The 23,641-nt window shown below is 70.0% G+C and carries 22 protein-coding genes, 2 pseudogenes and 1 riboswitch; of the genes and pseudogenes, 4 read left to right on the top strand and 20 right to left on the bottom strand.

What is annotated here, in order from left to right; all coding sequences use genetic code 11:
• Positions 1-96: 96 nt before the first annotated feature.
• Positions 97-555: pseudogene (locus ACIPWY_RS02940) on the top strand (transposase); the annotation flags it as partial.
• A 583-nt stretch (positions 556-1,138) separates the two neighbouring features.
• Here ACIPWY_RS02940 and ACIPWY_RS02935 read toward each other — a convergent pair.
• Positions 1,139-1,525 carry a hypothetical protein gene (locus ACIPWY_RS02935; protein WP_362901913.1) on the bottom strand — a complete coding sequence of 129 codons (387 nt, stop codon included), beginning with the start codon at positions 1,523-1,525 and terminating at the stop codon, positions 1,139-1,141.
• Entirely contained in the window at positions 1,522-1,794 is a 273-nt protein-coding gene (locus tag ACIPWY_RS02930; protein ID WP_362901912.1) for a hypothetical protein, read from the bottom strand. Before ACIPWY_RS02930 ends, ACIPWY_RS02935 begins: the two co-directional genes overlap by 4 nt.
• Before the next feature lie 109 nt (positions 1,795-1,903).
• Here ACIPWY_RS02930 and ACIPWY_RS02925 point away from each other — a divergent pair, with 109 nt between their 5' ends.
• A complete protein-coding gene (locus ACIPWY_RS02925; protein WP_362901911.1) occupies positions 1,904-2,404 on the top strand; it encodes a zinc ribbon domain-containing protein in 501 nt (166 codons plus the stop codon).
• 67 nt (positions 2,405-2,471) lie between these two features.
• Here the strand turns inward: ACIPWY_RS02925 and ACIPWY_RS02920 are convergent, their stop codons facing one another.
• The 3 genes and pseudogenes from ACIPWY_RS02920 to ACIPWY_RS02910 form a co-directional block, all read right to left on the bottom strand.
• Complete coding sequence (locus tag ACIPWY_RS02920) at positions 2,472-3,218, bottom strand: hypothetical protein (protein WP_362901910.1); 747 nt, start codon at positions 3,216-3,218, stop codon at positions 2,472-2,474.
• A gap of 510 nt (positions 3,219-3,728) precedes the next feature.
• Positions 3,729-3,998: pseudogene (locus tag ACIPWY_RS02915) on the bottom strand (transposase); the annotation flags it as partial.
• A 94-nt stretch (positions 3,999-4,092) separates the two neighbouring features.
• Positions 4,093-5,694, bottom strand: coding sequence for an APC family permease (locus tag ACIPWY_RS02910; protein ID WP_393704418.1), 1,602 nt, complete (start codon positions 5,692-5,694; stop codon positions 4,093-4,095).
• A 193-nt stretch (positions 5,695-5,887) separates the two neighbouring features.
• On the opposite strand from ACIPWY_RS02910, the gene ACIPWY_RS02905 reads away from it, so the two are divergent.
• A complete protein-coding gene (locus ACIPWY_RS02905; protein ID WP_362901908.1) occupies positions 5,888-6,517 on the top strand; it encodes a TetR/AcrR family transcriptional regulator in 630 nt (209 codons plus the stop codon).
• A gap of 108 nt (positions 6,518-6,625) precedes the next feature.
• Here the strand turns inward: ACIPWY_RS02905 and ACIPWY_RS02900 are convergent, their stop codons facing one another.
• Positions 6,626-7,417 (bottom strand): SGNH/GDSL hydrolase family protein, encoded by a 792-nt coding sequence (locus ACIPWY_RS02900; RefSeq protein ID WP_100591834.1) that lies wholly within the window; start codon positions 7,415-7,417, stop codon positions 6,626-6,628.
• Positions 7,418-7,596: 179 nt separating this feature from the next.
• On the bottom strand, positions 7,597-8,415 hold the full coding sequence (locus ACIPWY_RS02895; protein WP_362901906.1) for a LysM peptidoglycan-binding domain-containing M23 family metallopeptidase: 819 nt from the start codon (positions 8,413-8,415) through the stop codon (positions 7,597-7,599).
• A gap of 4 nt (positions 8,416-8,419) precedes the next feature.
• A riboswitch (cyclic di-AMP (ydaO/yuaA leader) is annotated at positions 8,420-8,585 on the bottom strand.
• Positions 8,586-9,009: 424 nt separating this feature from the next.
• On the opposite strand from ACIPWY_RS02895, the gene ACIPWY_RS02890 reads away from it, so the two are divergent.
• A complete protein-coding gene (locus ACIPWY_RS02890) occupies positions 9,010-9,807 on the top strand; it encodes a tyrosine-protein phosphatase (protein WP_362901904.1) in 798 nt (265 codons plus the stop codon).
• Positions 9,808-9,833: 26 nt separating this feature from the next.
• On the opposite strand, the gene ACIPWY_RS02885 is transcribed toward ACIPWY_RS02890, so the two are convergent.
• The 13 genes from ACIPWY_RS02885 to hpnC form a co-directional block, all read right to left on the bottom strand.
• Complete coding sequence (locus ACIPWY_RS02885) at positions 9,834-10,007, bottom strand: DUF6126 family protein (protein WP_362901902.1); 174 nt, start codon at positions 10,005-10,007, stop codon at positions 9,834-9,836.
• A complete protein-coding gene (locus tag ACIPWY_RS02880) occupies positions 10,004-10,645 on the bottom strand; it encodes an XRE family transcriptional regulator (protein ID WP_362901900.1) in 642 nt (213 codons plus the stop codon). The genes ACIPWY_RS02885 and ACIPWY_RS02880 overlap by 4 nt, the downstream gene beginning before the upstream one ends.
• 114 nt (positions 10,646-10,759) lie before the next feature.
• Complete coding sequence (locus ACIPWY_RS02875) at positions 10,760-12,145, bottom strand: aspartate aminotransferase family protein (protein ID WP_362901898.1); 1,386 nt, start codon at positions 12,143-12,145, stop codon at positions 10,760-10,762.
• On the bottom strand, positions 12,142-14,055 hold the full coding sequence (gene dxs, locus ACIPWY_RS02870; RefSeq protein ID WP_362901896.1) for a 1-deoxy-D-xylulose-5-phosphate synthase: 1,914 nt from the start codon (positions 14,053-14,055) through the stop codon (positions 12,142-12,144). The genes ACIPWY_RS02875 and dxs overlap by 4 nt, the downstream gene beginning before the upstream one ends.
• A 25-nt stretch (positions 14,056-14,080) precedes the next feature.
• The gene (ispG, locus tag ACIPWY_RS02865) at positions 14,081-15,247 is read right to left on the bottom strand and encodes a flavodoxin-dependent (E)-4-hydroxy-3-methylbut-2-enyl-diphosphate synthase (RefSeq protein ID WP_362901894.1); all 1,167 of its coding nucleotides are present in this window, start codon (positions 15,245-15,247) and stop codon (positions 14,081-14,083) included.
• Positions 15,248-15,253: 6 nt separating this feature from the next.
• Positions 15,254-16,276 carry an adenosyl-hopene transferase HpnH gene (gene hpnH, locus ACIPWY_RS02860; protein ID WP_362901892.1) on the bottom strand — a complete coding sequence of 341 codons (1,023 nt, stop codon included), beginning with the start codon at positions 16,274-16,276 and terminating at the stop codon, positions 15,254-15,256.
• Positions 16,277-16,281: 5 nt separating this feature from the next.
• Positions 16,282-16,941 (bottom strand): 1-hydroxy-2-methyl-2-butenyl 4-diphosphate reductase, encoded by a 660-nt coding sequence (locus ACIPWY_RS02855; RefSeq protein ID WP_362901890.1) that lies wholly within the window; start codon positions 16,939-16,941, stop codon positions 16,282-16,284.
• Positions 16,941-18,950 carry a squalene--hopene cyclase gene (gene shc / locus ACIPWY_RS02850; RefSeq protein ID WP_362901888.1) on the bottom strand — a complete coding sequence of 670 codons (2,010 nt, stop codon included), beginning with the start codon at positions 18,948-18,950 and terminating at the stop codon, positions 16,941-16,943. The genes ACIPWY_RS02855 and shc overlap by 1 nt, the downstream gene beginning before the upstream one ends.
• Before the next feature lie 104 nt (positions 18,951-19,054).
• Positions 19,055-20,185 (bottom strand): polyprenyl synthetase family protein, encoded by a 1,131-nt coding sequence (locus tag ACIPWY_RS02845; protein WP_362901886.1) that lies wholly within the window; start codon positions 20,183-20,185, stop codon positions 19,055-19,057.
• On the bottom strand, positions 20,182-21,591 hold the full coding sequence (hpnE, locus tag ACIPWY_RS02840; protein ID WP_393704411.1) for a hydroxysqualene dehydroxylase HpnE: 1,410 nt from the start codon (positions 21,589-21,591) through the stop codon (positions 20,182-20,184). The genes ACIPWY_RS02845 and hpnE overlap by 4 nt, the downstream gene beginning before the upstream one ends.
• Complete coding sequence (locus ACIPWY_RS02835) at positions 21,588-21,737, bottom strand: DUF6380 family protein (RefSeq protein ID WP_362901882.1); 150 nt, start codon at positions 21,735-21,737, stop codon at positions 21,588-21,590. The genes hpnE and ACIPWY_RS02835 overlap by 4 nt, the downstream gene beginning before the upstream one ends.
• Positions 21,737-22,687 carry a presqualene diphosphate synthase HpnD gene (hpnD, locus tag ACIPWY_RS02830; protein ID WP_362901880.1) on the bottom strand — a complete coding sequence of 317 codons (951 nt, stop codon included), beginning with the start codon at positions 22,685-22,687 and terminating at the stop codon, positions 21,737-21,739. The genes ACIPWY_RS02835 and hpnD overlap by 1 nt, the downstream gene beginning before the upstream one ends.
• Positions 22,684-23,589, bottom strand: a complete 906-nt coding sequence (gene hpnC, locus ACIPWY_RS02825; RefSeq protein WP_362902087.1) for a squalene synthase HpnC — start codon at positions 23,587-23,589, stop codon at positions 22,684-22,686. Before hpnC ends, hpnD begins: the two co-directional genes overlap by 4 nt.
• Between the last annotated feature and the right edge of the window lie 52 nt (positions 23,590-23,641).

Raw genomic sequence — 23,641 nt, 5'->3', positions numbered from 1 at the left:
CACCCAGGACGGCTGCTGTCGAGACTGGTGAACATCTGCTGCCGAAACTCGCGAACAAAGTCAGGCGGGGTGACCTGAAGGTTTGCCGAGTGGGAACGGTTTCGGCCCTTCGTACCGGTCAGCAACGGGCGTTGTGGCAGGTGGCGGGATCACCGGCAGGTGATCGACGGGATTCTGCACCGGGTGCGGACGGGCGTTCAGTGGCGTGACCTGCCCGAACGGTTCGGCCCGTCGAAGTCGGTCTATGAACGCCACCGGCTGTGGTCGGGCGACCGCACCTGGGATCGTCGGCTCCGGCAGGTCCAGGCCGAGGCCGACGCGGCGGGTGAAATCGACTGGGATATCTCGGTGGACTCCACCGTCGTCCGCGCGCATCAGCATGCGGCTGGCGCCCGCACCGACCCGCCGTCGGCACCCGCCTCAAAGAGGGCCGAAGAGGTGGAACACCAGGACGAGACACCGTGGCAGAGCCTCGTCGGCCGCCTGGTGGAGGTGGTGCTGGAGGTGAGGGCTTGGGCCGCTCGCGCGGCGGGTTCACCAGCAAGCTCCACCTGAGTGCGGACGGCCGCTGCCGCCCGCGGTCACTGGTCGTCACCCCAGGCCAACGGGTGGACTGCACCCGATTCACATCGGTTTTGGAGAACATCCGCGTCCCCAGGGTGGGCCCAGGCAGGCCGCGCACGAAGCCGGACAGCCTCGCGGCCAACAAGGCATACAGCAACGGCCCGTGCGGTGACTACCTGCGGCGCCGGGGCATCCGTCACACGATTCCGGAGAAGACCGACAGTCAGGCGGTCCGCCTGCGCAAAGGGCCACGGGGGGGGACGGCCACCGGGCTTCGACGAGGAGCGGCTGAGGGGGGAGTCGTGCGCGCGGTCGTCCAGGAAGCCCAATGGACGCGCCCGGCGAGCCCTCCGTGGAATGGGCCGTCGACTACACGTTCAAGACGACCCTCTGGGAGCAGTAGCTGCCGCCCCGGTCAGTCCGCCTCCGCACACCAGACATGCTCCAGAAGCTGCACGTATAGCCGCAGCCATGGTTCGGCCACCGGCGGGCACTTCGACCACGTCCGCGTCACCTACAAGGACTGAGCGTCGCGTAGTGCGCTCGCCGCGGCACCCCCACATTCCTGTCGGGCCTACGAGTTGAGGTCCATCACCGGCGTACCGAGGCCCTCGTAGTCCAAGGGGGCGATGGTGGCGACAAGCGCACCGTCGGGACGGTCCAGGGTAGGACGTGCGGCGTGCACTGCGGCCGCCACGCCGAACGGGACGTTCCGGCGGTGCAGGTCGGCGATGGCGTGGGCGGCCTCGTAGTCGGTGTCCAAGGTGTGCAGCACGTCGAGGATGCCGAGGTAGTCGACGATCCCGGTCCGTTCCCGCTCTGCTTCCAGCGCGGACACGATCGGCACCCACAGCCGCACGGTGGGATCACCGGCTGCGACATGAACGAGCCCGGAGACCTGCTTGTGTCCGCCCAGGGCGAGGAGGGTGGCACTGTCCAGGATGTAGTGCTCGACGATCACGCTGCCGTGCCCCGCACCCGCGACTGGTGGGCGGCCTGCGCCTGACGCATTCGCTCACGCAGCGCACCGGCATCATCCTCGCTGACCCGATGGCCGAACTCCGAGACCAGGAATGCGTCCGTGCGCTCCGCCCGTTCCTGCAGCTGCGCGGGCGTGAGCGCAGTCGCGACGAACTCCTCAATCAACGCCCGCATCGACATGTTGCGGGCCTCGGCCAAGGCCGCAAGCTTGTCCCGAGTCTCGGCACCGATCTTGATCGTCGTATCCATACCGCGAGTATACCGAAGTGAATACCTCGGCGCTGGCGCGCTTCGACTCTCGGCATGCGACGGGACCAAGCCACGATCCGCAGGAGAGGAATGAGTTCGGCAGGCGACGGTGCGCGGCCTCGAGCATGTCCACGCGAAGCACCGTGGCCACCTGCGCAATGACGAACGGCATGACGCTTGGGGCGCTCGTCCCGCCAGGCATCCAGCCGAGCGGCCTTGCGCCCGGCAGCGTCACGTGCCTCCGTCCTCGAAAACCTGCTCGTCGTGCAAGACAGTGAAAGCCGAACTGCCCCTGCACGTCCGAGTGTTCTCCTGCGACGCGTGCGGCCTGGTCATCGACCGGGACGAGAACGCCGCCCGCAACCTCGCCGACCTCGCATCGGCCAGCACAACCGGTACCGGAGTGGCCGGAGACCGGGGCACGCCCAGCGCACCGAAACCGCGTGGAGCCGACCAGAAGACCCGCGCCAGCCGAGCCAGCCACAAAGCTGACCCGGTGCGGGCAGGTGGCGCAAACCGCCCACAGGCGGAAGGAACCGCGAGACCTTCAACCGGACACCACCGCCCAGCTCGGGCTGTGGTGACACCGTTAAGGACAATCTGTGCGTAAACGCACAGATTGCTGAGATCTGACTATGACCTCAGCAACGGGTTACCGACTCCTGCCTTCTCCTCTCCTACTGCGGCGGCCAGCCGCTGTAGGGCGCCTGCTGTCCGTACTGCGGGGGCTGCTGCTGTTCGTACTGCGGAGGTTGCTGCTGTCCGTACTGCTGGTGCTGCGGTGCGCCGTGCGGGGGCTGGGCCTGGCCGCCGTACCCGGGCGCCTGCTGTGCGTACTGCTGCAGTGACTGGCCGTGCTGCGGCTGGGAGCCCGGCAGCAGGTGGAAGACCTGGCCGGGGGCGGGCTCGTGGCGTACGAAGCCCGCCGCCTGGAGGTACGCGCCGGCCTTCTTGTGGCGCAGGAAGTTGATCCATATACCGACGCCGGCCAGGACGGCCATGCCGCACCCATAGCCGAGGGCGAGGCCTGGAGAGCTGCCCAGGAAGGTGAGCGAGCGCAGGAACGCCAGGAGAACGATCACCCCGACGACCGGCAGCCGCTTCAGCAGCGCGGCCTTGCTGCTCAGGTCGAACAGCACGCGCTTCTTGTTGAGTTCCAACGTCTGCGGCGGGATCCCGGGCATCTGCGGCGCGTACGGCCAGCACTGCGCGGCGCGTGCCTGCGCCTGCGGGCTCGGGTCGGGGGTGAAGAGCAGTTTGATGGAGAAGATCTCCTGCCGGGCTCCGGCGTACTGATAGCCGAAGAGCTCGGCGGTGGACACCAGCGTCGCGAGCCGCTTCATCATCGACATCTTGGTCGTGAACTCGAACGGCATGCCCCTGCGCATGTGGTCAAACAACTGGACCGTCTGGCGATCTGCCATGCGTCCTCCGTCCCCCGTCTTGGCACGCCCGGCACTGCCGCACGCCGCCGCTGTGGCAAACATTCAGGAGGGGCAGCCTAGCCAGCCATGCTGTCCAGGCCACCCCTCCCCTTCTGGAAGGCTGAACTGCTAAGCGCAGAGGAACACCGGGTTCGTGGACGCCGCGGGTAAACCCGGCAGGCCCGGGACCACCGGCGCGTGCCGGACCTCGGCCCGTACGTAGGCTGAGTTCAACGAGGTTCTCGCGTCGGGGCGCGCTGAGGCCGAGGAGGAGCGGTGGGCCTACATCATCGTCGACCGCGAGTGGCTCGAAGAGCATCGCGTCTACTGAGGGACCCGCCTGCTACATGCCGCGTCGATCGGGAGCGTGGGCCGCCTCCGAGTGGCCCACGCTCCCTGCCGAGCAAGATTCATTCTCTCTGACGGTCACATTTTGAGGGCTGGCGCTCCTTGGGCGAAGAGCAGGTCGGGCCGATGCCGTGGCCGGCCGACGACCCCGCCGATGGCGGGGATCTTGTGGCGCTGATCCCACACGCCGGCCTCGTTCCAGGCGGCCAGGCGCCGCCAGCAGGTCATGCCTGAACCGAAGCCCAACTCCTGGGGCAGGTACTCCCATTGGATGCCGGTGTGCAGGACGAACAGGATCCCGCAGAACGCTTGCCGGTCCGGTACCCGAGGTCGGCCCTCGACCAGCTTCGGGCCCGGCTTGGGCAGTAACGGCTCGATGAGCGACCACAGTTCGTCCGACACGATCCACGGCCGCGACTGACGTTTCCCCATGAACAGACCAACGACCAGACAAGCCAACAGCCACATGATCAACAGCTTTTGTTAGAGCCAGTGAGGGGAAGGCCCTCCTGTGTGTCGTCTGCGGCTACTTGCCCACCCGCCTGCGCGTCCTCCCACCCATCGCGTAGAAGACGAGCCCGATGCCGACGAAGAGCAGCAGGGGCACCACCTGGCTCAGCGTGTACTGCGTGCGCTGGCCGGCGAACGACTCCGGCAGCGAGTCCGCCGCACTGCCCGCCGAGCCGAACCAGCCGACCCCGAAGCCCGGCCAGATCAGCACGATCACGGTGAACGCCACGAACCCGGTGGCGAGGACGCTCACGACCCAGGCGCCCACGCGTCCGCCCGGGACGGCGTACGGGCGTGGTGTGTCCGGGTACTTGCGGCGCAGCACCGCGAGGCTGGGGAACGTGATGACGTACGAGATGAAGGTGGTGCAGATCGTCAGACCGAGGCCCGCCGCGAAGTACTTCTCGCCGTTGCCGCCCGTGAGGTTGAGGGCGACGACGAAGAGGATCGAACCGAGCACGGCGGAGAGGAGGTTCACCCGCACCGGCGTCCCGTGCTTCTCGGAGATGCGGCCGAGCCATGCCGGACCCGCGCCGTCCGCGCAGGCGACGGCCTGCGCGCGGTGGGCGCCCATGGCCCAGGTGACGCCCGAGGTGAGCAGGCCGATGATCAGGCCCGCCGCGGCGACCCCGCCGAACACGGAGCCGAGTCCGGTGAGCGTGACCGTGCCGTCGGCCGCGATCGACCCGCCGTAGACCGTGAACACGGCCTTGCAGGCGTCGATGAAGCCGCCGAGGCTGCCGATCTCCTGGCTGGGCAGCACGAAGAGGATGCCGAGGATCGGGCCGCCGTAGAGGAGCACCGCCGCGAAGCCGGAGCGCAGGATCGACAGGGGGATGTCGCGCCGCGGGTTCGTCATCTCCTCGGCCGCGGAGCTGGGCAGTTCGAAGCCTACGTAGTTGAAGATCAGGACCGGGACCAGCGCCACGAAGCCGGCGTACGTCGGGACGAAGTCACCCGTGGGCAGCGCGTGCACTCCGTGCTGGACGGCGAACACCACCACGGAGACCAGGAAGAACCCGAGGAGCACGATCCGGGCGACGGCGCCCGCGATGGGCACCCACTTGCCGATCCGCACGGACTGCACGACGGCCAGTGCGCCGCCCCAGATGAAGACGAGCCCGGCCGCGTACTTCCAGAGCCCCGGCAGCGGGGTGAAGAACTCCTCCCATGTGGTGAGCGCGATGATGCACAGACTGCCGCCCACCCAGACGGGGTTGGAGATCCAGTACAGGAGCTGGTTCACCCCGGCGACGAGCCGCCCGAACGCCAGGCGCGTCCACACGTAGGGGCCGCCCTGCACGGGGAAGGCCGAGCCGAGTTCGGCCACGAGCAGCCCGTACGGGAGGAAGAACGCGAGAGCGAGGATCGCCATCCAGGTCAGGCCCTGCGGACCCTGCGCGGCCACGGAACCGATCGTGTCGAGGCCGACCAGCGTGCAGATCAGGAAGAACAGGACGTCCAGCCTGCGCAGGTCCTTCTTGAGCCTGGAGCGCTGTTCACCCCAGCCCTCCGACAGGTCAGGCGGGTCGGGTGCGTCCATGGACGGCTCGGTCGGCCCGGACAGCCCGGTCGGCTCGGTCGGTGGTTTCGGTGGTGTCGGCGGCGCTTGGGTCACGGGGAAACTCCTGCTGCAATGCGGGGCACGGGGCGTGACGGTTGTTCTCAGGACGACCTATTGACTGAACGGCCAGTCAGTAAGCGAGACTGTGGCGGGCGCCACAGGGAGCTGTCAAGGGTCGTGCACGAGGCGTTCGCACCGCCTTCGCCGCTCAGCGCCGGACGTCGGCGCCCGTGTGTACTGTTACCGCGTGGCAAGAGTGCGGTTGAGTGTGGCCGAGCGGCGCGAAGAGTTGCTGGGGGCCGCCATCGAGCAGATCGAGGCGCGGGGCGTGGCAGCCGTGCGCATCGCCGACGTGGCCGCAGCGCTCGGGGTGAGCAACGCGCTGGTTCTGTACCACTTCTCGACGAAGGAGAAGCTCGTCGCCGCCGCGTTCGCGCACGCCGCCGAGGGCGACCTGGCGCATCTGCGCAAGCTGCTCGGCAAGCGCACGACGGCGCTGCGCCGGCTGCGCTCGGCCGTGCGGTGGTACGCGCCGACCGGACAGGCCAAGGGCTGGCGGCTGTGGATCGAGGGCTGGTCCGCGGCGCTGCGTGAGCCCGCGCTGCGGGAGGTCACCCGCGACCTGGACAAGCAGTGGAAGGCGGCGCTCACCGAGGTCGTCGCGGAAGGCGTGGCGGCGGGCGAGTTCCGCTGCCCGGACCCGGCGGGCGCCGCGCTGCGCCTGACGGCGCTTCTCGACGGTCTCGCGGTGCAGATGACCGCGTACACGGGGACGGTCTCGCGGGCCCGCATGCAGGAGTGGGTCGACGACGCACTGGCCCGGGAGTTGGGGCTTGAGCGGTCGGACCTGACGGCTACGACGGCGACGTCGGACTGACGCCACCGCGACATCGGGCTCCGACGGGAGCCCGGGGTGACCGCGCGGAAATGACGCGGGGGAGCCGCCCCGCAAAGGCAAGCTCCCCCATCACGCGCCCGGCTGCCGTCAGAGCGGCAGCAGATCCGGCCGCTTCGCCGCCACATGATCGCCGGACGACTCGCCGCGCAGCCGCCGGCCGATCCACGGCACCAGGAACTCCCGCGCCCAGTGGATGTCGTCGCGCCGCACTTCCAGCGTGCCGCGCGGCGGCTGCGCCGGCCACGGCTGGTCCGGGTCCGCCGGCACCTCGACGCCCAGCGCCTGCCCCGCCCGCAGCGCCACCCGCGTGTGCCCCTCGGGCGAGAGGTGCAGCCGGTCGCCGTCCCAAGCACGGCGGTCCTGGACGGTCTTGAGGGACCACAGGTCGAGCACCGGGCAGCCGTAACGGTCGGCGACGGCGCGCACATGCCCGTTGTACGTCGCGATCTTGCCGCGCAGATGCTTGAGGACCGGGACGTCCCGGGTGTCGAAGCCGGTGGTCACCATGACCGTGCCGACGGCGGAGGTCAGCCGGGCCACGGCCTTCTCGAAGCGCTCCGCGACGTCGTCGGGGTCGGTGCCGGGACGGATGATGTCGTTGCCGCCGGCGGCGAAGGTCACCAGGTCCGGGGCGAGTTCGACGGCGCGCGGGAGCTGGTCCTCCACGATCTGGTCGAGAAGCTTGCCGCGCACGGCGAGGTTCGCGTACCGGAAGGAGTGCTCGGGGGTCCGGTCGTCCAGGAGGACGGCGAGACGGTCGGCCCAGCCCACGAAGGCCCCGTCGGGACCGGGGTCCCCGACGCCTTCGGTGAAGCTGTCCCCCACCGCCGCGTAGGACCGAATCGTGCCGCCGCTGAGTGATCTCGATTCGTTTGCCACGACCACACATCTTTCACCCTGCGATGTGACCTACGCGACCGTAGGAAGGGGTTGACGGGTGGTGATATAGCCCACCCGGTCAGTTTCGCGATTTCAGGAATACGACGGAATACGCCGAAGGGGCGGGCCCGCGTCGGACCCGCCCCTTCACGTCACACCTTGACGTCACGTCATCGAGGTCAGAGCGAGACCCCGTGCTCGCGGAGGTACGCGGCCGGGTCCAGGTCCGAGCCGTAGCTCGCAGTGGTGCGGATCTCGAAGTGCAGGTGCGGTCCCGTGACGTTGCCGGTCGCGCCGGAGAGGCCTATCTGCTGGCCCTCGGTCACGGTCTGCCCGGACGAGACGGAGAGGGACGACATGTGGGCGTACTGCGAGAACTTGCCGTCGGCGTGCTGGATGACGACCTCGTTGCCGTACGCGCCGTCGAGGCCGGCCGACACGACGGTGCCCGCGGCGATGGCCTTGATCGAGGTGCCCGTCGGGACCACGAAGTCGACACCGGTGTGGTAGCCGCTGGACCACATGGCGCCCGCGGTCTTGTACGCCGTGCCGATGGAGGCGCCCTGGACGGGCAGCGTGTAGCCGGTGGCGGTCGCCGCCGCGGCCTTGGGCGCGGAGGCCTGCGTGGCGGTGGCCGGGGACTTCGCGGCGGGGGCCGCGGCCTGCTGGCCGATCGTCAGCTTCAGGCCCGGACGGATCACGGACGGGTCACCGCCGATGACCGAGCGGTTGTCGGCGTAGAGCTTCTTCCAGCCGCCGCTGACGTGCTGCGCGTCGGCGATCTTCGAAAGGGTGTCCCCGTCCTTCACGGCGTAGGTCTTGGCCGCGGCAGGAGCGACGGCGGCCTGTGCGACCGAGTGGGCGGCGGGGGTCGCGGCATGGGCGCCGGTGGCACCCATCAGCGGCAGCGCGAGCGCGACGCCGCCCACTCCGGCCACGGCGATCGAGCGCGCGAAACCATGGGACTTGGGACGGCGGTGCTTACCCTTCGCGGGCATGGGGGATTCCTCTCCGTCGCCTGCGAGGTGAGCTGTCGGGTTCGGGCTGGAGCTGCCCGGCCGCGCCCCTTGAGGGCACGGCTTCACCCCGAGCCGCGTCCGGTGTCCCGGAAACGGCGATCCACCTGGGTCCCCCGCCCCTGCCGAGTACGGATCGATGTGCGGATTCCGGGCGGCGGCAGGATTAGGCGGTCCGTCCGGATTGCCCCGAACGTAAGCGAGCGGGGAGCGCGGGGACAAGGCGCGAATCCCCTTGGGCATTCCGGTTCTTGATCCTTGAATGACCCTTTCCGGAAAAATCCGTCACACTCCGTCTATTCATGATCTTTGCAACTGCGATACCTGCGGGAAATCCTCCCGGCCCGGCCGCCACACACGGTCACCGCTATGACTCCGCTCACGTGACGCCCATTATCTGCCCCTATTTCGGGGCGAGTTATTCCATGTAGGGCACTTCACCGCATAATGGCATATTTAGGACATTCGACATGCAATCAGCTGCCGCCCTCTCACACGGTTGCCCCTGGCAGCCATGTCGTATCGTCGAGGGCGCCCGCAGGCGAGCAGCGCCGCGGCCGACCGGGAGGAGCCCCCGTGACGCAGCAGGTCCCGTCCACCGAGCCCGAGTTGGCCGGAGTGCGCAACTTCCGCGATGTGGGTGGTCTCCCGACCGTGGACGGCCGTCGGGTCAAGCAGGGCGTGCTGTTCCGCAGTGGTCACCTCGCGCACGCCACGGACGAGGACGCCGCGTTCCTCTCCTCGCTCGGGCTGCACACGATCTTCGACTTCCGTAACGCCGCCGACCAGCGTCTCGAAGGGCCCGACGTCACGCTGCCCGGCGTGCGGAACGTGAATCTGCCGCTGACCGACCCGGCGGACGGCGCCGAGTTCTGGCAGATGGTGCGCAACGGCCACCTCGACGAGTTGCGCGCCGCCCTGGCCGAAGGCCAGGCCGCGAACCGCATGATCGAGTCGTACCGGGCGATCATCACGGAGCGCACCGCCGAGCACGGCCAGGTCCTGCACGCCATCGCCGAGGACAGCGTGCCCGCACTCATGCACTGCGCGGCCGGCAAGGACCGCGCGGGCCTGTCGATAGCGGTCACGCTCCTGGCCGTGGGTGTGGAGCGCGACGCCATCGAGGCGGACTACCTGGAGTCGAACGCCACGCACCGCCGCTACAAGGTGCACCGCAGCAGCACCTCGAAGGACGCGATGTCCCCCGAGGTCATGGAGCTGCTGAGCCCCCTGTTCGACGCGCGCGCCACGTATCTGGCCGCCGCCTTCGAGCAGGTCGAGCAGACCTGGGGCTCCACCGACCGCTACCTGGAAGAAGGCCTCAAGCTGTCCCCCGCCCAGCGCGACCGGCTGCGCGAACGCCTCCTCGACTGAGGCTCACCGGCCCGCGCGCGGGCGCGTCACCCGCGCGACGCCCCCAGCGTGAACAGCAGATAGATGAAGCCCGCGACGAGATGCCCGGCGAAGACGTAGACGAGCAGGCGCACCCAGATGCCGCGCGGGAGCTTGTCCTCGATGTCACGCCGGGCGGGGTGCCGCTCGGGCTCGGTCACGTCGTTGGGCTCTGCGCTCATCGAGGGCCTCCCTGGGTCCGTTCGCCGCCGCCCGTCGCCGGGCCGAGACACAGCGCGGCGGACGGGCTCTGCAGCAGGGTGTGTACGAAGAGGAGCTCGGCGCCGTCACGGTCGGCGGCGGCGATCCGGTGCGGGGTGAGCGAGTCGAAGTGCGCGCTGTCCCCCGGCGCGAGCGCGTACGCGGTGTCCCCGAGCCGCAGCCGCAGCCGCCCTTCGAGGACGTACAGCCACTCCTCGCCGGGGTGGACCCGCACGATGTCGCCCTGGGCGCCGTACGGCACGTGGACGCGCAGCGCCTGCATGCCGCGCCCCGGGGCGCCCGCCTGCCGGTAGATCCAGCCGCCCGCCTCGGTGGCCTCCATGTCGCCGGAGCGCACGACCGCGTCCCGGTCGGCGGGCGTCTCGCCCAGGAGTTCGGAGACCGTCGTACCGTAGGTGCGGGCGAGGGCGAGCAGCATCGGGAGCGAGGGCTGGCGGCGCCCCGTCTCCAGGCGGGAGAGGTGCGCGGGCGAGAGCCCTGCGGCGCGTGCGGCGGCTTCCAGGGTCAGGGCGGCGCGGCGCCGGAGTTCGCGCAGCTGCGGGGCGACGGCGGGCAGCTCCGTGGGTTCCGGAGCCGGCTCCTCAGGGGCAGGGCTCATACCGTCGATTGAGCCAGAGCCCTGCCTCTGGGGCAAATTTATTGCCCCAGAGGCAAGCAGCGTCCTTCTTCAAGGAAGCACCCTACGAAACCGAGAGGCGCCCCTACGGAGCCGTCAGCGGTTGGCGACCGCCTGCTTCACCAGTGTCTTGCCGAAGTCCCACATCAGGCCGCCGCCGGAGTGCGCGTCGTCCATGACGGCGGTGAACGCCTCGACGAAGCGGTCCACCTCGCGCTCCCCGATGATCAGCGGGGGGATCAGCTTGATGACCTCCAGGTGGTCGCCGGAGACCTGCGTGAGGATCCGGTGCTTCTGGAGCAGCGGCACGACGACCATCTGTGCGAACAGGCCCTTGCGCGCGGCCTGGAGCATCGTCCAGCGGCTGCGTAGCTTCAGTGACTTCGGCCGCCCGAACTCGATGCCGATCATCAGGCCACGGCCGCGTACGTCGCTCAGCAGCTCGTAGCGGTCGACGAGCGCGGCGAGCCGGGACCTCAGGAGCTCACCGGTCGCCCGGGCGTTCGCGACGACCTCCTCGTTCTCCATCACCGAGAGCACGGCAAGCCCCGCGGCCATGGCCTGCGCGTTCGAGCCGAAGCTGGCCGAGTGCACGAGGACCCGGTCCATGGACGAGTAGACCTTCTTGAAGATCCAGTCCTTGCCGAGCGTCGCGCCGACGGGCACATAGCCGCCGGAGAGCGCCTTCGCCACGCATACGAGGTCGGGTTCGACGCCCTCGTCGTGCTGGTAGGCGTAGAAGTCGCCCGTCCTGCCGAGGCCCGTCTGCACCTCGTCCGCGATGAGCAGCGCCTTGTGCTGGTGGAGGAGTTCCTGAGCGGCGCGCAGATAGCCGGGCGGGCTGCCGTGGACGCCCTTGCCCTGGATGGGCTCGACGATCAGCCCGGCCACGTCGCCCTTCGCGAGTTCCGCGCGCAGGGCGTCGAGGTCGCCGAGCGGCACGGCGGTGTCCGGCAGGAGCGGAGCGAAGCCGTCCCGGAATCCGGACTCGCCGTTCACGGACAGAGACCCGGTGGTCAGCCCGTGGAAGGCGTGACCGCAGTACAGGATCCGAGGCTTGCCCGTCGCGTACCGGGCGAACTTCAGCGCCGTCTCGACGGCCTCCGTACCGCTGTTGCCGAAGAAGACCCGGTCCAGGTGCGGGCTGTGCGCGAGCAGCTTCTCGGCGAGCAGACCCGGCAGCGGCTGGCAGTCGAAGCGGGTGAGGTCGGCGAGCGAGGCGTCGAGGACGTCGTGCAGCGCCTTGCGGACGACGGGGTGGTGCCGGCCGAGGCCCATCACACCGAACCCGGCGAGCATGTCCAGGTAGTCGTTGCCGTCCTCGTCCCAGAAGTAGGCGCCCTCCGCCCGCTCGTAGACCTTGTCGAAGCCGATGGTGTGCAGCATGCGCGGGAGCTGGTGGTTGAGGTACTTGGCGTGCAGCTCGTAGCGCTCGGCGCCGCGCTCGGCCAGGAGTCTTGCGAGATCGAACTCCTTGCTCATACGTCGTCGCTCTCCTTGTCGGCCACCAGGGCCCAGGTCTCGGCCTTCAGGGCCATGCTGGCGCCGATCCGTCCGGCGATCTCGACGGGCGTGAGCCCGATGTCGGCGAGCACCTCGCCGCGCTTGGCGTGCGCGAGGAACTGGTCGGGGATCCCGAACCGCCTTACGGGTACGTCGACTTCGGCCTCGCCGAGCGCGAGCGCCACGGCGGATCCGACGCCGGCCGCCTTGCTGTTGTCCTCGACGACGGCGACGAGCCGGTGCCGCGCGGCGAGCGGGGCGAGTTCCGGGTCGACGGGTTTGACCCAACGCGGGTCCACGACCGTGCAGTTGATGCCGCGCGCCGCCAGGAGTTCCGCGACCTGGAGGCACACCGGCGCCATCACACCGACGGAGACGAGAAGGACGGCCGGGTCGTCGGCCTGGTGCAGTATGTCGAGGCCGCCGATCCGCTCGACCGCCGGGATCTCGGGGCCGACCGACTCCTTCGGGAACCGGATGAGCGTCGGGGCGTCGTCCACGGTGACCGCTTCGCGCAGCTGCGCCCGCAGTTGTTCGGCGTCTCGCGGTGCGGCGATGCGCAGGCCTGGCACGACCTGGAGGACGGACATGTCCCACATGCCGTTGTGCGAGGCGCCGTCGACGCCGGTCACGCCGGCCCGGTCGAGGACGAAGGTGACGCCGCACTTGTGCAGCGCGACGTCCATGAGGAGCTGGTCGAAGGCGCGGTTGAGGAAGGTGGCGTAGACGGCGACGACGGGGTGCAGGCCGCCGGTCGCGAGTCCGGCCGCCGAGACCGCCGCGTGCTGCTCGGCGATCCCCACGTCCCACACCCGGCCGGGGAACTCCTCGGCGAACTTGGTGAGTCCGACCGGGTGCAGCATCGCCGCGGTGATCGCCACGACGTCGGCGCGGTCCCGTCCTATGCGGGCGATCTCGTCGCCGAACACCGAGGTCCAGGACGGGCCGTTGGACGGCGCGAGCGGCTCGCAGGTGAGCGGGTCCATCACGCCGACGGTGTGGAACCGGTCGGCCTCGTCCGCGAGGGCGGGCTCGTAGCCGCGGCCCTTCTCGGTCAGGCAGTGCACGACCACGGGCCCGTGGAAGCGCTTCGCACGTCGCAGCGCCGACTCGACCGCGCCCCTGTCGTGCCCGTCGATGGGGCCCACGTACTTGAGTCCCAGGTCCTCGAACATGCCCTGCGGCGCGAAGGCGTCCTTGAACCCCTTCTTGGCGCCGTGCAGGGACTCGTACACGGTGTGGCCGATGACGGGGGTGCGCAGGAGGACGTCCTTGCCCCAGGCGAGGACCTTCTCGTAGCTGTCGGTGGTGCGCAGTGCGGCCAGGTGGTTGGCGAGGCCGCCGATGGTCGGGGCGTACGACCGTTCGTTGTCGTTGACGACGATGATCAGCGGGCGGTCCTTGGCGGCCGCGATGTTGTTGAGCGCCTCCCAGGCCATGCCGCCGGTGAGCGCCCCGTCGCCGATGACGGCGACGACGTGGCCCCGCTCCCCCAGGACCTGGTTGGCCTTGGCGAGGCCGTCCGCCCAGCCGAGCGCGGTGGACGCGTGGCTGTTCTCGATGACGTCGTGCTCGGACTCCTCGCGCGAGGGGTAGCCGGACAGGCCCCCCTTCCCGCGCAGCTTCGAGAAGTCCTGACGACCTGTCAGCATCTTGTGTACGTAGCTCTGGTGGCCGGTGTCCCACAGGATCCGGTCCACCGGCGACTCGAAGACCCGGTGCAGGGCGATGGAGAGTTCCACCACCCCGAGGTTGGGTCCCAGATGGCCGCCGGTTCTCGCGACCGCATGGATCAGGAACTCCCTGATCTCCGCGGCCAGTTCGCCGAGCTGTTCCTCGCTCAGCGCCTTCAGATCGCGCGGCCCCCGGATGCTTTCCAGAATTGTCACGCTCGGGCCCCCTCTCCGGTTGTTCTCAGCTCACGGTGACGTCGGGCGCGCCCGAGGCCACCCCGGCGTCCGTCATCCGCTCGGCGATCTTCATCGCCTCTTCGATGAGGGTCTCGACGATCTTCGACTCGGGGACGGTCTTGATGACCTCGCCCTTCACGAAGATCTGACCCTTGCCGTTGCCCGACGCGACGCCGAGATCCGCCTCGCGCGCCTCGCCGGGACCGTTGACCACACACCCCATGACGGCGACCCGGAGGGGCACCTCCATGCCGTCGAGGCCCGCGGAGACCTCGTCGGCGAGCTTGTAGACGTCGACCTGCGCCCGCCCGCACGAGGGGCACGACACGATCTCCAGGCGCCGCTGCCGAAGCCCCAGCGACTCCAGGATCTGGATGCCGACCTTGATCTCCTCGACGGGCGGCGCGGACAGCGAGACGCGGATCGTGTCGCCGATCCCCTCACTCAGCAACGCCCCGAAAGCGACGGCGGACTTGATGGTCCCCTGGAAGGCCGGACCCGCCTCGGTCACGCCGAGGTGCAGCGGATAGTCACTGGCCGCGGCGAGCTGCCGGTAGGCGTTCACCATCACGACCGGGTCGTTGTGCTTGACCGAGATCTTGATGTCGCGGAAGCCGTGCTCCTCGAAGAGGGACGCCTCCCACAGCGCCGACTCGACGAGCGCCTCGGGCGTCGCCTTGCCGTACTTCTTCAGCAAACGGGCATCGAGCGAACCCGCGTTCACACCGATACGGATCGGGGTGCCGTGGTCCTTGGCCGCCTGCGCGATCTCCTTGACCTTGTCGTCGAACTGCTTGATGTTGCCCGGGTTCACCCGGACCGCGGCGCAGCCCGCCTCGATGGCCGCGAAGACGTACTTCGGCTGGAAGTGAATGTCAGCGATGACGGGGATCTGCGACTTCCGCGCGATCGTCGCGAGCGCGTCCGCGTCGTCCTGCGTGGGGCACGCCACCCGCACGATCTGGCAGCCGGACGCCGTCAGTTCGGCGATCTGCTGCAGCGTGGCCCCGATGTCCGAGGTCCGTGTCGTCGTCATCGACTGCACGGACACCGGCGCTCCGCCCCCCACGGCCACCGGCCCGACCTGGATCCGCCGACTCGTTCTGCGGTCGGCGATCGGTCGGACCGGCAGCGAAGGGAGCCCCAATGAGACGGGCTCTCCGGAGGTCATGAGCGGTCAGCCCCGATTCCCGGAGACGGTCTCGCGGGCGGCGCGGATGGACTCCTTGAGCGATCCCATCGTGGCGAGGACGGCCGTCGGCTCGTAGCCGCAGTGCGCCATGCAGTTGTTGCAGCGCTCGTCCTTGCCGCGCCCGTAGGCATCCCAGTCGGTCTTCTCGATGAGGTCCTTGTACGTGGTCACGTACCCGTCCGCCATCAGGTAGCAGGGCTTCTGCCAGCCGAAGAGCGAATAGTTCGGGATCGCCCACGCGGTGCACGGGAAGTCGACCTTGCCCTCGAGGAAGTCGAGGAACAGCGGCGAGTGGTTGAGGCGCCAGCGGCGCCTGTTGCCGCCCGCGAAGGCCTTCTTGAAGAGTTCCCGGGTCTGCTCGACGCCCAGGAAGTGCTCCTGGTCGGGCGCCTTCTCGTAGGCGTAGGCGGGCGAGAGCATCATCTCGTCGACCTCGAGGTCGTCATTGAGGTAGTTCAGGACCTCGATGATGTTCTGCGGGGTGTCCGTGTTGAAGAAGGTCGAGTTCGTGGTGACACGGAAGCCCCGCTTCTTGGCTTCCTTGATCGCCTCCACCGCCTCGTCGAAGACACCTTCCTTGGCGACGGATTCGTCGTGGCGCTCGCGCATCCCGTCGATGTGCACCGTGAAGGCGAAGTACGGCGAGGGCTTGAACTTGTCCATCTTCTTGCGCATGAGCAGCGCGTTCGTGCAGAGGAAGACGTACTTCTTCTTCGCCACCAACTGCCGGACGATCTCGTCGATGTGCGGGTGCATGAGCGGCTCGCCGCCGGCGATGGACACCATCGGCGCGCCGGATTCCAGGACGGCGCCCACGGCCTGCGCCACGGGCATCCGCTGCTTGAGCACTCCGGCGGGGTGCTGAATCTTTCCGCAGCCCTCGCACTTGAGGTTGCAGGCGTACAGCGGCTCCAGTTCGACAATGAGCGGGAACTTGTCGCGCTTGCGAACCTTCTGTTCAATGAGGTACGTCGCGACCTTGATGGACTGGCGAAGCGGCATGGCCATCTGGCTCACCTCCGGGGGAGCAGCAAAGAACGGTGCCATTCGAAAAATGCGGGAAGCACGGCACGAAGAACGCGGAAAGCCGATATTCCACCGCGCACCGTGCTGATACGGACGAGTTCATGTTCTGGAGCGTCAACGACCACCCGTACGGCCGCAACCGGGCGCGGGCCCCGCGCGGCCGCCGTGCGCAGCGTGGCCGCTGACTCCATGTCCACGGCGATCGCGCCCGTGGCGAGCAGGTCGCCGCGCTCGTGGCCGCGCACGACATGGTCGGAGCCGGTGAGCGGGCCGGTGTGCACGGTCCGTCCCGGTACCGCCCTGACCAGCTCCTTGACGAGGAGTTCCGTGCCGGTGCACGGCGTCGAGCCGTACGGGTCGCGGGTCTCCTCGGCGACGACCAGGTCGCCCGGGTGCATCCCGGGGGCGAGGCCGGCGCAGAAGCCGGTCGCGACGACGGCCGCGTCGAGCAGGGCGGGGTCCTCCAGGACCCGGGCCACGGCCCGCTCGGCCGCCTTGGGGCCCATGCCCGTACGCAGCACGGTCACGGGGGCCGGTGCTCCGGTGCGGGCTCCTGTGCGCAGGGCGAGGTGCTCGATGCCGAGCGCGCAGGCGACCAGCAGCGGGGCGGTGTCCGGCGGGCGCGGGGCCGCCGGTGATCGGGCCATCAGCTCCCCTTGCCCGGCAGGGACGCCTGGTCGGCGAACGGCTCGCCGTGGACGTACCGGCCCAGTGCGGTCAGCGGGAAGACATGGCGGTAGAGGTGGTAGTTGATCGAGAAGTCCCACGGGAAGCCGGTGCCCGTGAAGTACGGCTCGTCCCAGGTGCCGTCCGCGAGCTGCGTCTCGGTCAGCCAGGCGACTCCTCGCTCGACGGCCTTGGAGTCCCGCTCCCCCGCCGACAGGAGCGCCATCAGCGCCCAGCCGGTCTGCGAGGCGGTGGACACTCCGTGGCCCTTCCAGTTCTCGTCGCGGTAGGAGCGCAGGTCCTCGCCCCAGCCGCCGTCGTCGTTCTGGACGGATTGGAGCCAGGCGACGGCGCGGCGGACCGCGGGGTGCGAGGGGGGCAGCCCGGCGGCGGTCAGAGCCGGCAGCACCGACCCTGTCCCGTATACGTAGTTGACGCCCCAGCGGCCGAACCAGGCGCCGTTCGGCTCCTGTTCGGCGAGCAGCCACTCGATGCCGCGCCGGGTGCGCGGGTCGTTCGACATGCCCTCGACGGCGAGCATCTCCACCACGTGCCCGGTGACGTCCGCGGACGGGGGGTCGATGACCTCGCCGAAGTCGCAGAACGGCAGGCGGTTGGGGAACGGGCTGGTGTTGTCGACGTCGAAGGCGCCCCAGGCGCCGTTCCTCGACTGCATGCCGAGGTTCCAGCGCACGCCCCGCTGGATGGCCTTCTCCATGCGCGCGGTGTCCGGGTGCCGGACGCGGCGCAGGGCGAGGACCACCTCGGCGGTGTCGTCGATGTCGGGGTAGTTGTCGTTGTGGAACTCGAACGCCCAGCCGCCGGAGGCGAGTTGGGGCCTGCGGACGGACCAGTCGCCGGGCCGGTCGATCTGCTCCTGGAGCATCCACTCGGCGGCCTTGACGAGCCGGGGGTGGTCGGCGGGCAGGCCGGCGTCGGCGAGGGCGATGACGGCCAGACAGGTGTCCCACACGGGAGACTGGCAGGCCTCGATCATCCGGGCCCCGTCCTCGCGCCACACGGCGAACCGGTCGAGGGACTCCAACCCCGCCTTCATCACGGGGTGTTCGAGGTCGTATCCGAGCAGGTGGAGGGCGATGACGGAGTACACCGCCGGGGGCTGGATGCCGCCCCAGCAGCCGTCGTTCTCCTGGCGTTCGATGATCCAGCGGGCGGCCGAGTTCATGGCCGCCTTGCGCAGCCTGCGCGGCGCGACCTTGCGGTACAGATGCATCGCCTTGTCGAGCCGCTGGAACGCTCCGTCCCAACTCGCCACCGGAGCAAGGCACTTGGCCGGGTTGGGATTCCTCGCGTCGGTGTGCAGCTCGTCGAGCGGGAAGGGCGCGGGCCGTACCGGGCGCTTCGCGGAGACGACCGTGAGCGGCACGATGGTCTGCCGGGCCCAGCAGCCGAAGTCGTAGATGTTGAGCGGCATCCACTTCGGGAAGTAGATGAGTTCCGGGGGCAGTTCGGGCAGGTCGTCCCACTTCCACCAGCCGAACAGGGCCAGCCAGATGCGGGTGAAGACGCGGCTCGCGGCGACGCCGCCGCGCTCCCGGATCCAGGCGGAGGCCTTCGCCATGTGCGGCTCGTCGGGGGCGTCCCCGGCCAGGCGCAGGGCGACGTACGCCTCGATGGTGGTGGAGAGTTCGCCCGGGCCGCCGTGGAACGTGGCCCAGGTGCCCTCGTCGAGCTGCTCGCCGCGGATGAAGAGCGCGGCGGCGCGGGTGGTCGCCTCGTCCCGGATCCCGAGGAACTGACGCAGCAGAAGGTCCTCGGCGTCCATCGTGACGTTCGTGTCGAGGTCGCCCTTCCACCAGCCCTGTGCGTCCTGCCGGGCGAGCAGGAAGTCAGTGGCGCGCTGGACGGAACGGGTGGCGGCGTCGTGCGTCCCGGCCGCCCCGGGGCTCGTGTCGGTCGATTGGGCAGTGGTGGCCGAGGTCGCGCCGGGAGCTGCCGCTCCGCTGCTTCCGTCGGTCGTCGCTGTCATGGCTTCCCCTTCGTGCAGTGCTCGATCTCTGCTGGGTCCGCCGTCGGCCGATGCCCTGGATGGACACCGGCCGGCGACTGCGAGTCATATGCGGCCGATAGTGATCATCTCTTTCGTACGACGACGAAGTCCGCGAGCGCGACGAACTGCGCCCGCACGTGGTCCTGCATCTGGACCGAGTCCAGGGCCTCGATGGCGACGGCGTACTGCCGGCGCGCCTCCTCGGCGGTCCAGTCGCGGCCGCCGGCTTCCTCGATGAGAGCAGCGCGGGCCGCGAACTCCTCCTCGGAGAAGGTGTCGAAGTCGCTGCTCTTGGCGTCGGCGGCGAGGAGTTCACCGAGCCGCTCGGAAGCGGGTCCGCCCGCGGCGAGCGCGGCGACGACGGGCAGTGACTTCTTGCGCTGGCGCAGATCGCTCCAGGTCTGCTTGCCGGTGGCCTCCGGATCGCCCCAGATGCCGAGCAGGTCGTCGACGGCCTGGAAGGCGAGGCCGAGGTGGTAGCCGTACTTCTCCAGCTGGTCCGCGGTGCGGTCGTCGGCGCCGCCGAGCACGGCGCCGATGGAGGAGGCGCAGGCCAGGAGGGCGCCGGTCTTGTTGCCCTCCATCTCCAGGCACTCCTCGACGGTGACCCGCTCGCGGTGCTCGTAGCTGATGTCCTGCGCCTGCCCGTCGATGAGGGCGCGCGAGGCGGCGGTCAGCCGGCGCGTGGCGCGGCCGGCCTCGACGGTGCCGAGTTCGAGGAGCACCTCGTTGGCGAGGGCGAAGAGGGCGTCGCCGACGAGGATGGCCTGCGCCGGGCCGTGCACCTTCCAGACGGTGTCCCGGTGGCGGCGCTGTTCGTCGCCGTCCATCAGGTCGTCGTGCAGGAGCGAGAAGTTGTGCACCAGCTCGACGGCGACCGCTCCGGGCACACCCACCTCGGGTGCCGAACCCGGGACCTGGGCGGACAGGACGGCGAGCGCGGGCCGTACGGCCTTGCCGCCGTCGCCGTCGGCGGGGTTGCCCTGGGCGTCGATCCAGCCGAAGTGATAGGCGGCGACGGTGTTCATCGGGTGTGCGAGGCGGTCCACGGCGGCCCGCAGCACCGGGGTGGCCAGGGTCCGGCCGCGCTCGAGCAGCGCGGTCACGTCCACCGCGTCGGCGGCCGGTTCGGCCGAGGGCACAGCGGGCACAGGGTCTCCTTTTGTTGCGTCGCCGGGGGCCGGATGGTCCGCCCCCTGGAGATCGAGCTTCATGCCGCCTCCCGGAACAGATGGCCGCGTGGGCGGTCGAGTGCGGCGAGAGCGGCATCGGCGGCGCTGACACCGCTGCGTACCGCGCTTTCCATGGTCGCGGGCCACCCGGTGGCGGTCCACGCGCCGGCCAGGTACAGGCCGGGGGTGTTGGTGCGGGCCGTGGGCCGCAGCGCGCCGACGCCGGGAGCCGGCGCGAAGGTCGCCGTGCGCTCCCGGGTGACGAAGAAGTCGAGTACCTTCGCGCCCCGGGCGGCGGGCAGCAGCCGCTCGAACTCGGGCAGGTAGCGCTCGCGGAGCACGGCGACGGGCTCGTCGATCTCGTCCTGTGCGGCGGACTGGGACACGGCGAGGTACTGCCCCTCGGTGAGTCCCGAGGCTTCCGTGCGGTCGAACACCCACTGCACCGGCGAGCCGAGCGTGGTGAAGAAGGGCCGCTTGAGGACCTTGCGGTCGTAGACGACGTGCAGGTTGAGGATCGGCGCGGTCCCGATGGCGAGCAGCCGCTCGGCGTCGTCGAGCGCGCCGTCGGGCAGCAGGTCGTACGTCTCGCGCTGGGGCACGGCGAGGACGACGGTGTCCGCCACGATCCGCTCTCCGGGAACCTCCACACTCCAACGTCCGTTCTCGGTACGGGAGATGGAGGCGACGCGTGTACGGAGTTCGGTGCGTACGCCCGCGGAGTCGAGCGCCTTGCGGGCGAGGGTGTCGTGGAGTTCACCGAGGGGGACGCGTGCCCAGCCGATGTCGGCCGCGCCCGGTTCGGACAGCAGCCCGGTCTTGAACACCATGGCGGCGAGCCCGAGTGAGGACTCGCCCGCGACGGCGTTCAGAGTGGCGACGCCCACCAGGTCCCAGAGGGCCTCGATGGCGCGCGCCGACTGACCGTGTTCGGCCAGCCAGCTGCCGAAGTCCCGTTCGTCCAGGGCCGGGTCGCCCAGGTCGAGCCCCTTGAGGGCCAGCGCGGCGCGCCCCACGTTGGCGCGCTCGGCGAGCGAGAGATGCGGATACGTGGCGAGGCTCGCGGCGAGATGCAGCGGGACGGGCAGCGCGGTGCGGCGCAGTCTGCCGAGCCGGTTCCTGTCGGCATCCAGGACGGGTACGTCGAGACGTTCCTGCACGGGCGCCAGCGCCGTGCCGTCGATGCGGTCGAGGAACCAGCGGTAGGCGGTGCAGCAGCGCAGGTACACGTGCTGGCCGTTGTCGACGGTGAGGTCGCCGCGCTTGAAGGAGAACGCGAGGCCGCCCAGTCTCGGGCGCCCTTCGAGCAGGGTGACGTCGAGGCCCGCGTCGGCGAGCGCGAGTGCGGCCGTGGTCCCGGCGAGGCCGCCGCCGACGACGACTGCGCTCTGCCGTCCGGTGCCGGTGTCCGCGCCCGGCCCGTCGGGCCGCATGTTCCCGTCGCTCATGCGCCCTCCCCTCCGGCCGTTCCGTCAGTGTGCGCGCGATGGTTGAAAAGCGCACGGCAGGCCGCTGAAGTCATGGACGCCGCTTCGCCGTGGAGGGTTGCCCGCCGTTTCCCGTCGGTGCGGACCGCTCTGTCAGGCGTACTCATCAGACACGCCTCCTGAGGGTCTGCCGGGAGACGCTGCGGGCGTCGAGTCCGGACAGGCCGCGCACGGCGACGTAGGCCTTCTCGCGCCCGGGGAGCGAGACGCGGCCGCGCAGGACGGCCTCGGGCTCGCGCTCGATGCGGTCGAGCAGGCGGCGGTAGATGCCGGCCATGGCGGCGACGCAGGCGCCGCTGCGCCGGTCGAGCAGCGGAAGCAGCCGGTATCCCTCGGCGAACAGGGCGCGGGCGCGGCGCACCTCGAAGTGCACGAGGCCCGCGAAGTCCGAACCCACCGGGGGCGTCGGCGCGTCGAAGCCCGCCGAGCAGCCGAACTTGGCGAGGTCGTCGGCGGGCAGGTAGGTGCGGCCGTCCGCCGCGTCCTCCCGCACGTCGCGCAGGATGTTCGTGAGCTGGAGCGCGAGCCCGAGCGTGTCCGCGTACTCGGAGGCGCGCTCGGCGCCCCGCGCGCCCGGCTCGGTGCCGAAGATGCCGAGGGAGACCCGGCCGATGGCGCCGGCCACGCAGCGGCAGTAGACCTTGAGGTCGTCCCAGGTCTCGTACGTCTCTCCGCGCAGGTCCATCAGGACCCCGTCGATGAGTTCGTCGAGGCCGCCGAGCGGGATCGGGAACCGGTGCGCGGCATGCGCGAGGGCGACGCCCACCGGGTCGGTGTCGTCCTCCGCCACGTCGCCGTCGCGGACCCGGGCGAGCAGTGCCCGGGTGTCGTCGAGCCGCTCGGCCTTGACGTCCGGCGGCAGCGCGCCGTCGCCGATGTCGTCGACGCGGCGCGAGAACGCGTACACCGCCGACATGGCGCGCCGCTTGGCCGTCGGCAGCAGCCTGATGCCGTAGGCGAAGTTGCGTGCCTGTTGTCCGGTCACGGTCTCGCAGTAGCTGTATGCGGCGAGTACCGCTGCCGACACGTGCTGGTCTGACTCCACGGTCCGGCTCACCCCTCTCCTCGCAGAGTCGCTCCCACCTCACGCAGCAACCGGAGCTTGGTGGGCTTGGGCGGTCCAGGAAGTACGTCGTAGGAAACGGCGGCGATCGCGGTGACCGCCGCCTTCCCCCCTGCCACGAACCCGGCAAGCAGCAGCTTCAGCCTGCCGTGGACGCTACCCACGAGGGGGGTGCCTTCATTCAGGAGACCGAGGGCGCGTTCCGCCTCGAACGCGACCAGGGCGCGCACCGATGCGCCCGCCGTGGGTACGGCGAGGTCGGACTCCTGGACGTGGAACTGTTTCATGTCCTCGGCGGGCAGATAGATGCGGCCCTGCCGCAGGTCCTCGCCGACGTCCTGAAGATGTTCGACGATCTGCAGTCCGGTGCACACGGCGTCCGAGAGGCGGATGCGCTCGGGGGTCGCGGTGCCGGTGATCGCGAGGACGAGGCGGCCGACCGGGTTGGCCGAGAGCTCGCAGTAAGCCAGCAGGTCGTCGTACGTCTCGTAGCGCGTGACCAGCTGGTCCTGGCGGTTGGCCTCGATGAGGCCGAGGAAGGGTTCGGGGGTGAGGCCGCGGCGGTGCACGGTGGGCTGCAGGGCGCGCAGGAGGGGGTGACGGGGGGTAGATTCGAACACCCGGTGAAGGTCTGCCTCGAAGGCGTCGAGCAAAGCCAGGCGGTCCCCGTCAGCCCGTTCGGGTGACACGCCCAGGAGGCGGGCGTCGGCGCCGCCGGGAGCGAGGTCTCCGTCACCGATGTCGTCGACGAGGCGGGCGAAGCCGTAGACGGCCATGAGGTCGTCGCGCCAGTCCCGGGGCAGGAAGAAGGGGGCCACCGGAAAATTCTCGTCGGCGGCCTTGTCGAGTGTCGCCCCGGCCGGGGACCCGGCGGACGCTCCCGATGATCCCGTCACCACGCGCTGCCCGGTACCAGGACGGCGAAAGCATCGTGGAGCTGGAGAGTTT

It is taken from the genome of Streptomyces sp. NPDC090032, from assembly GCF_044748025.1.
GTDB lineage: Bacteria > Actinomycetota > Actinomycetes > Streptomycetales > Streptomycetaceae > Streptomyces.
This window is presented reverse-complemented; position numbering and strand designations above follow the sequence as displayed.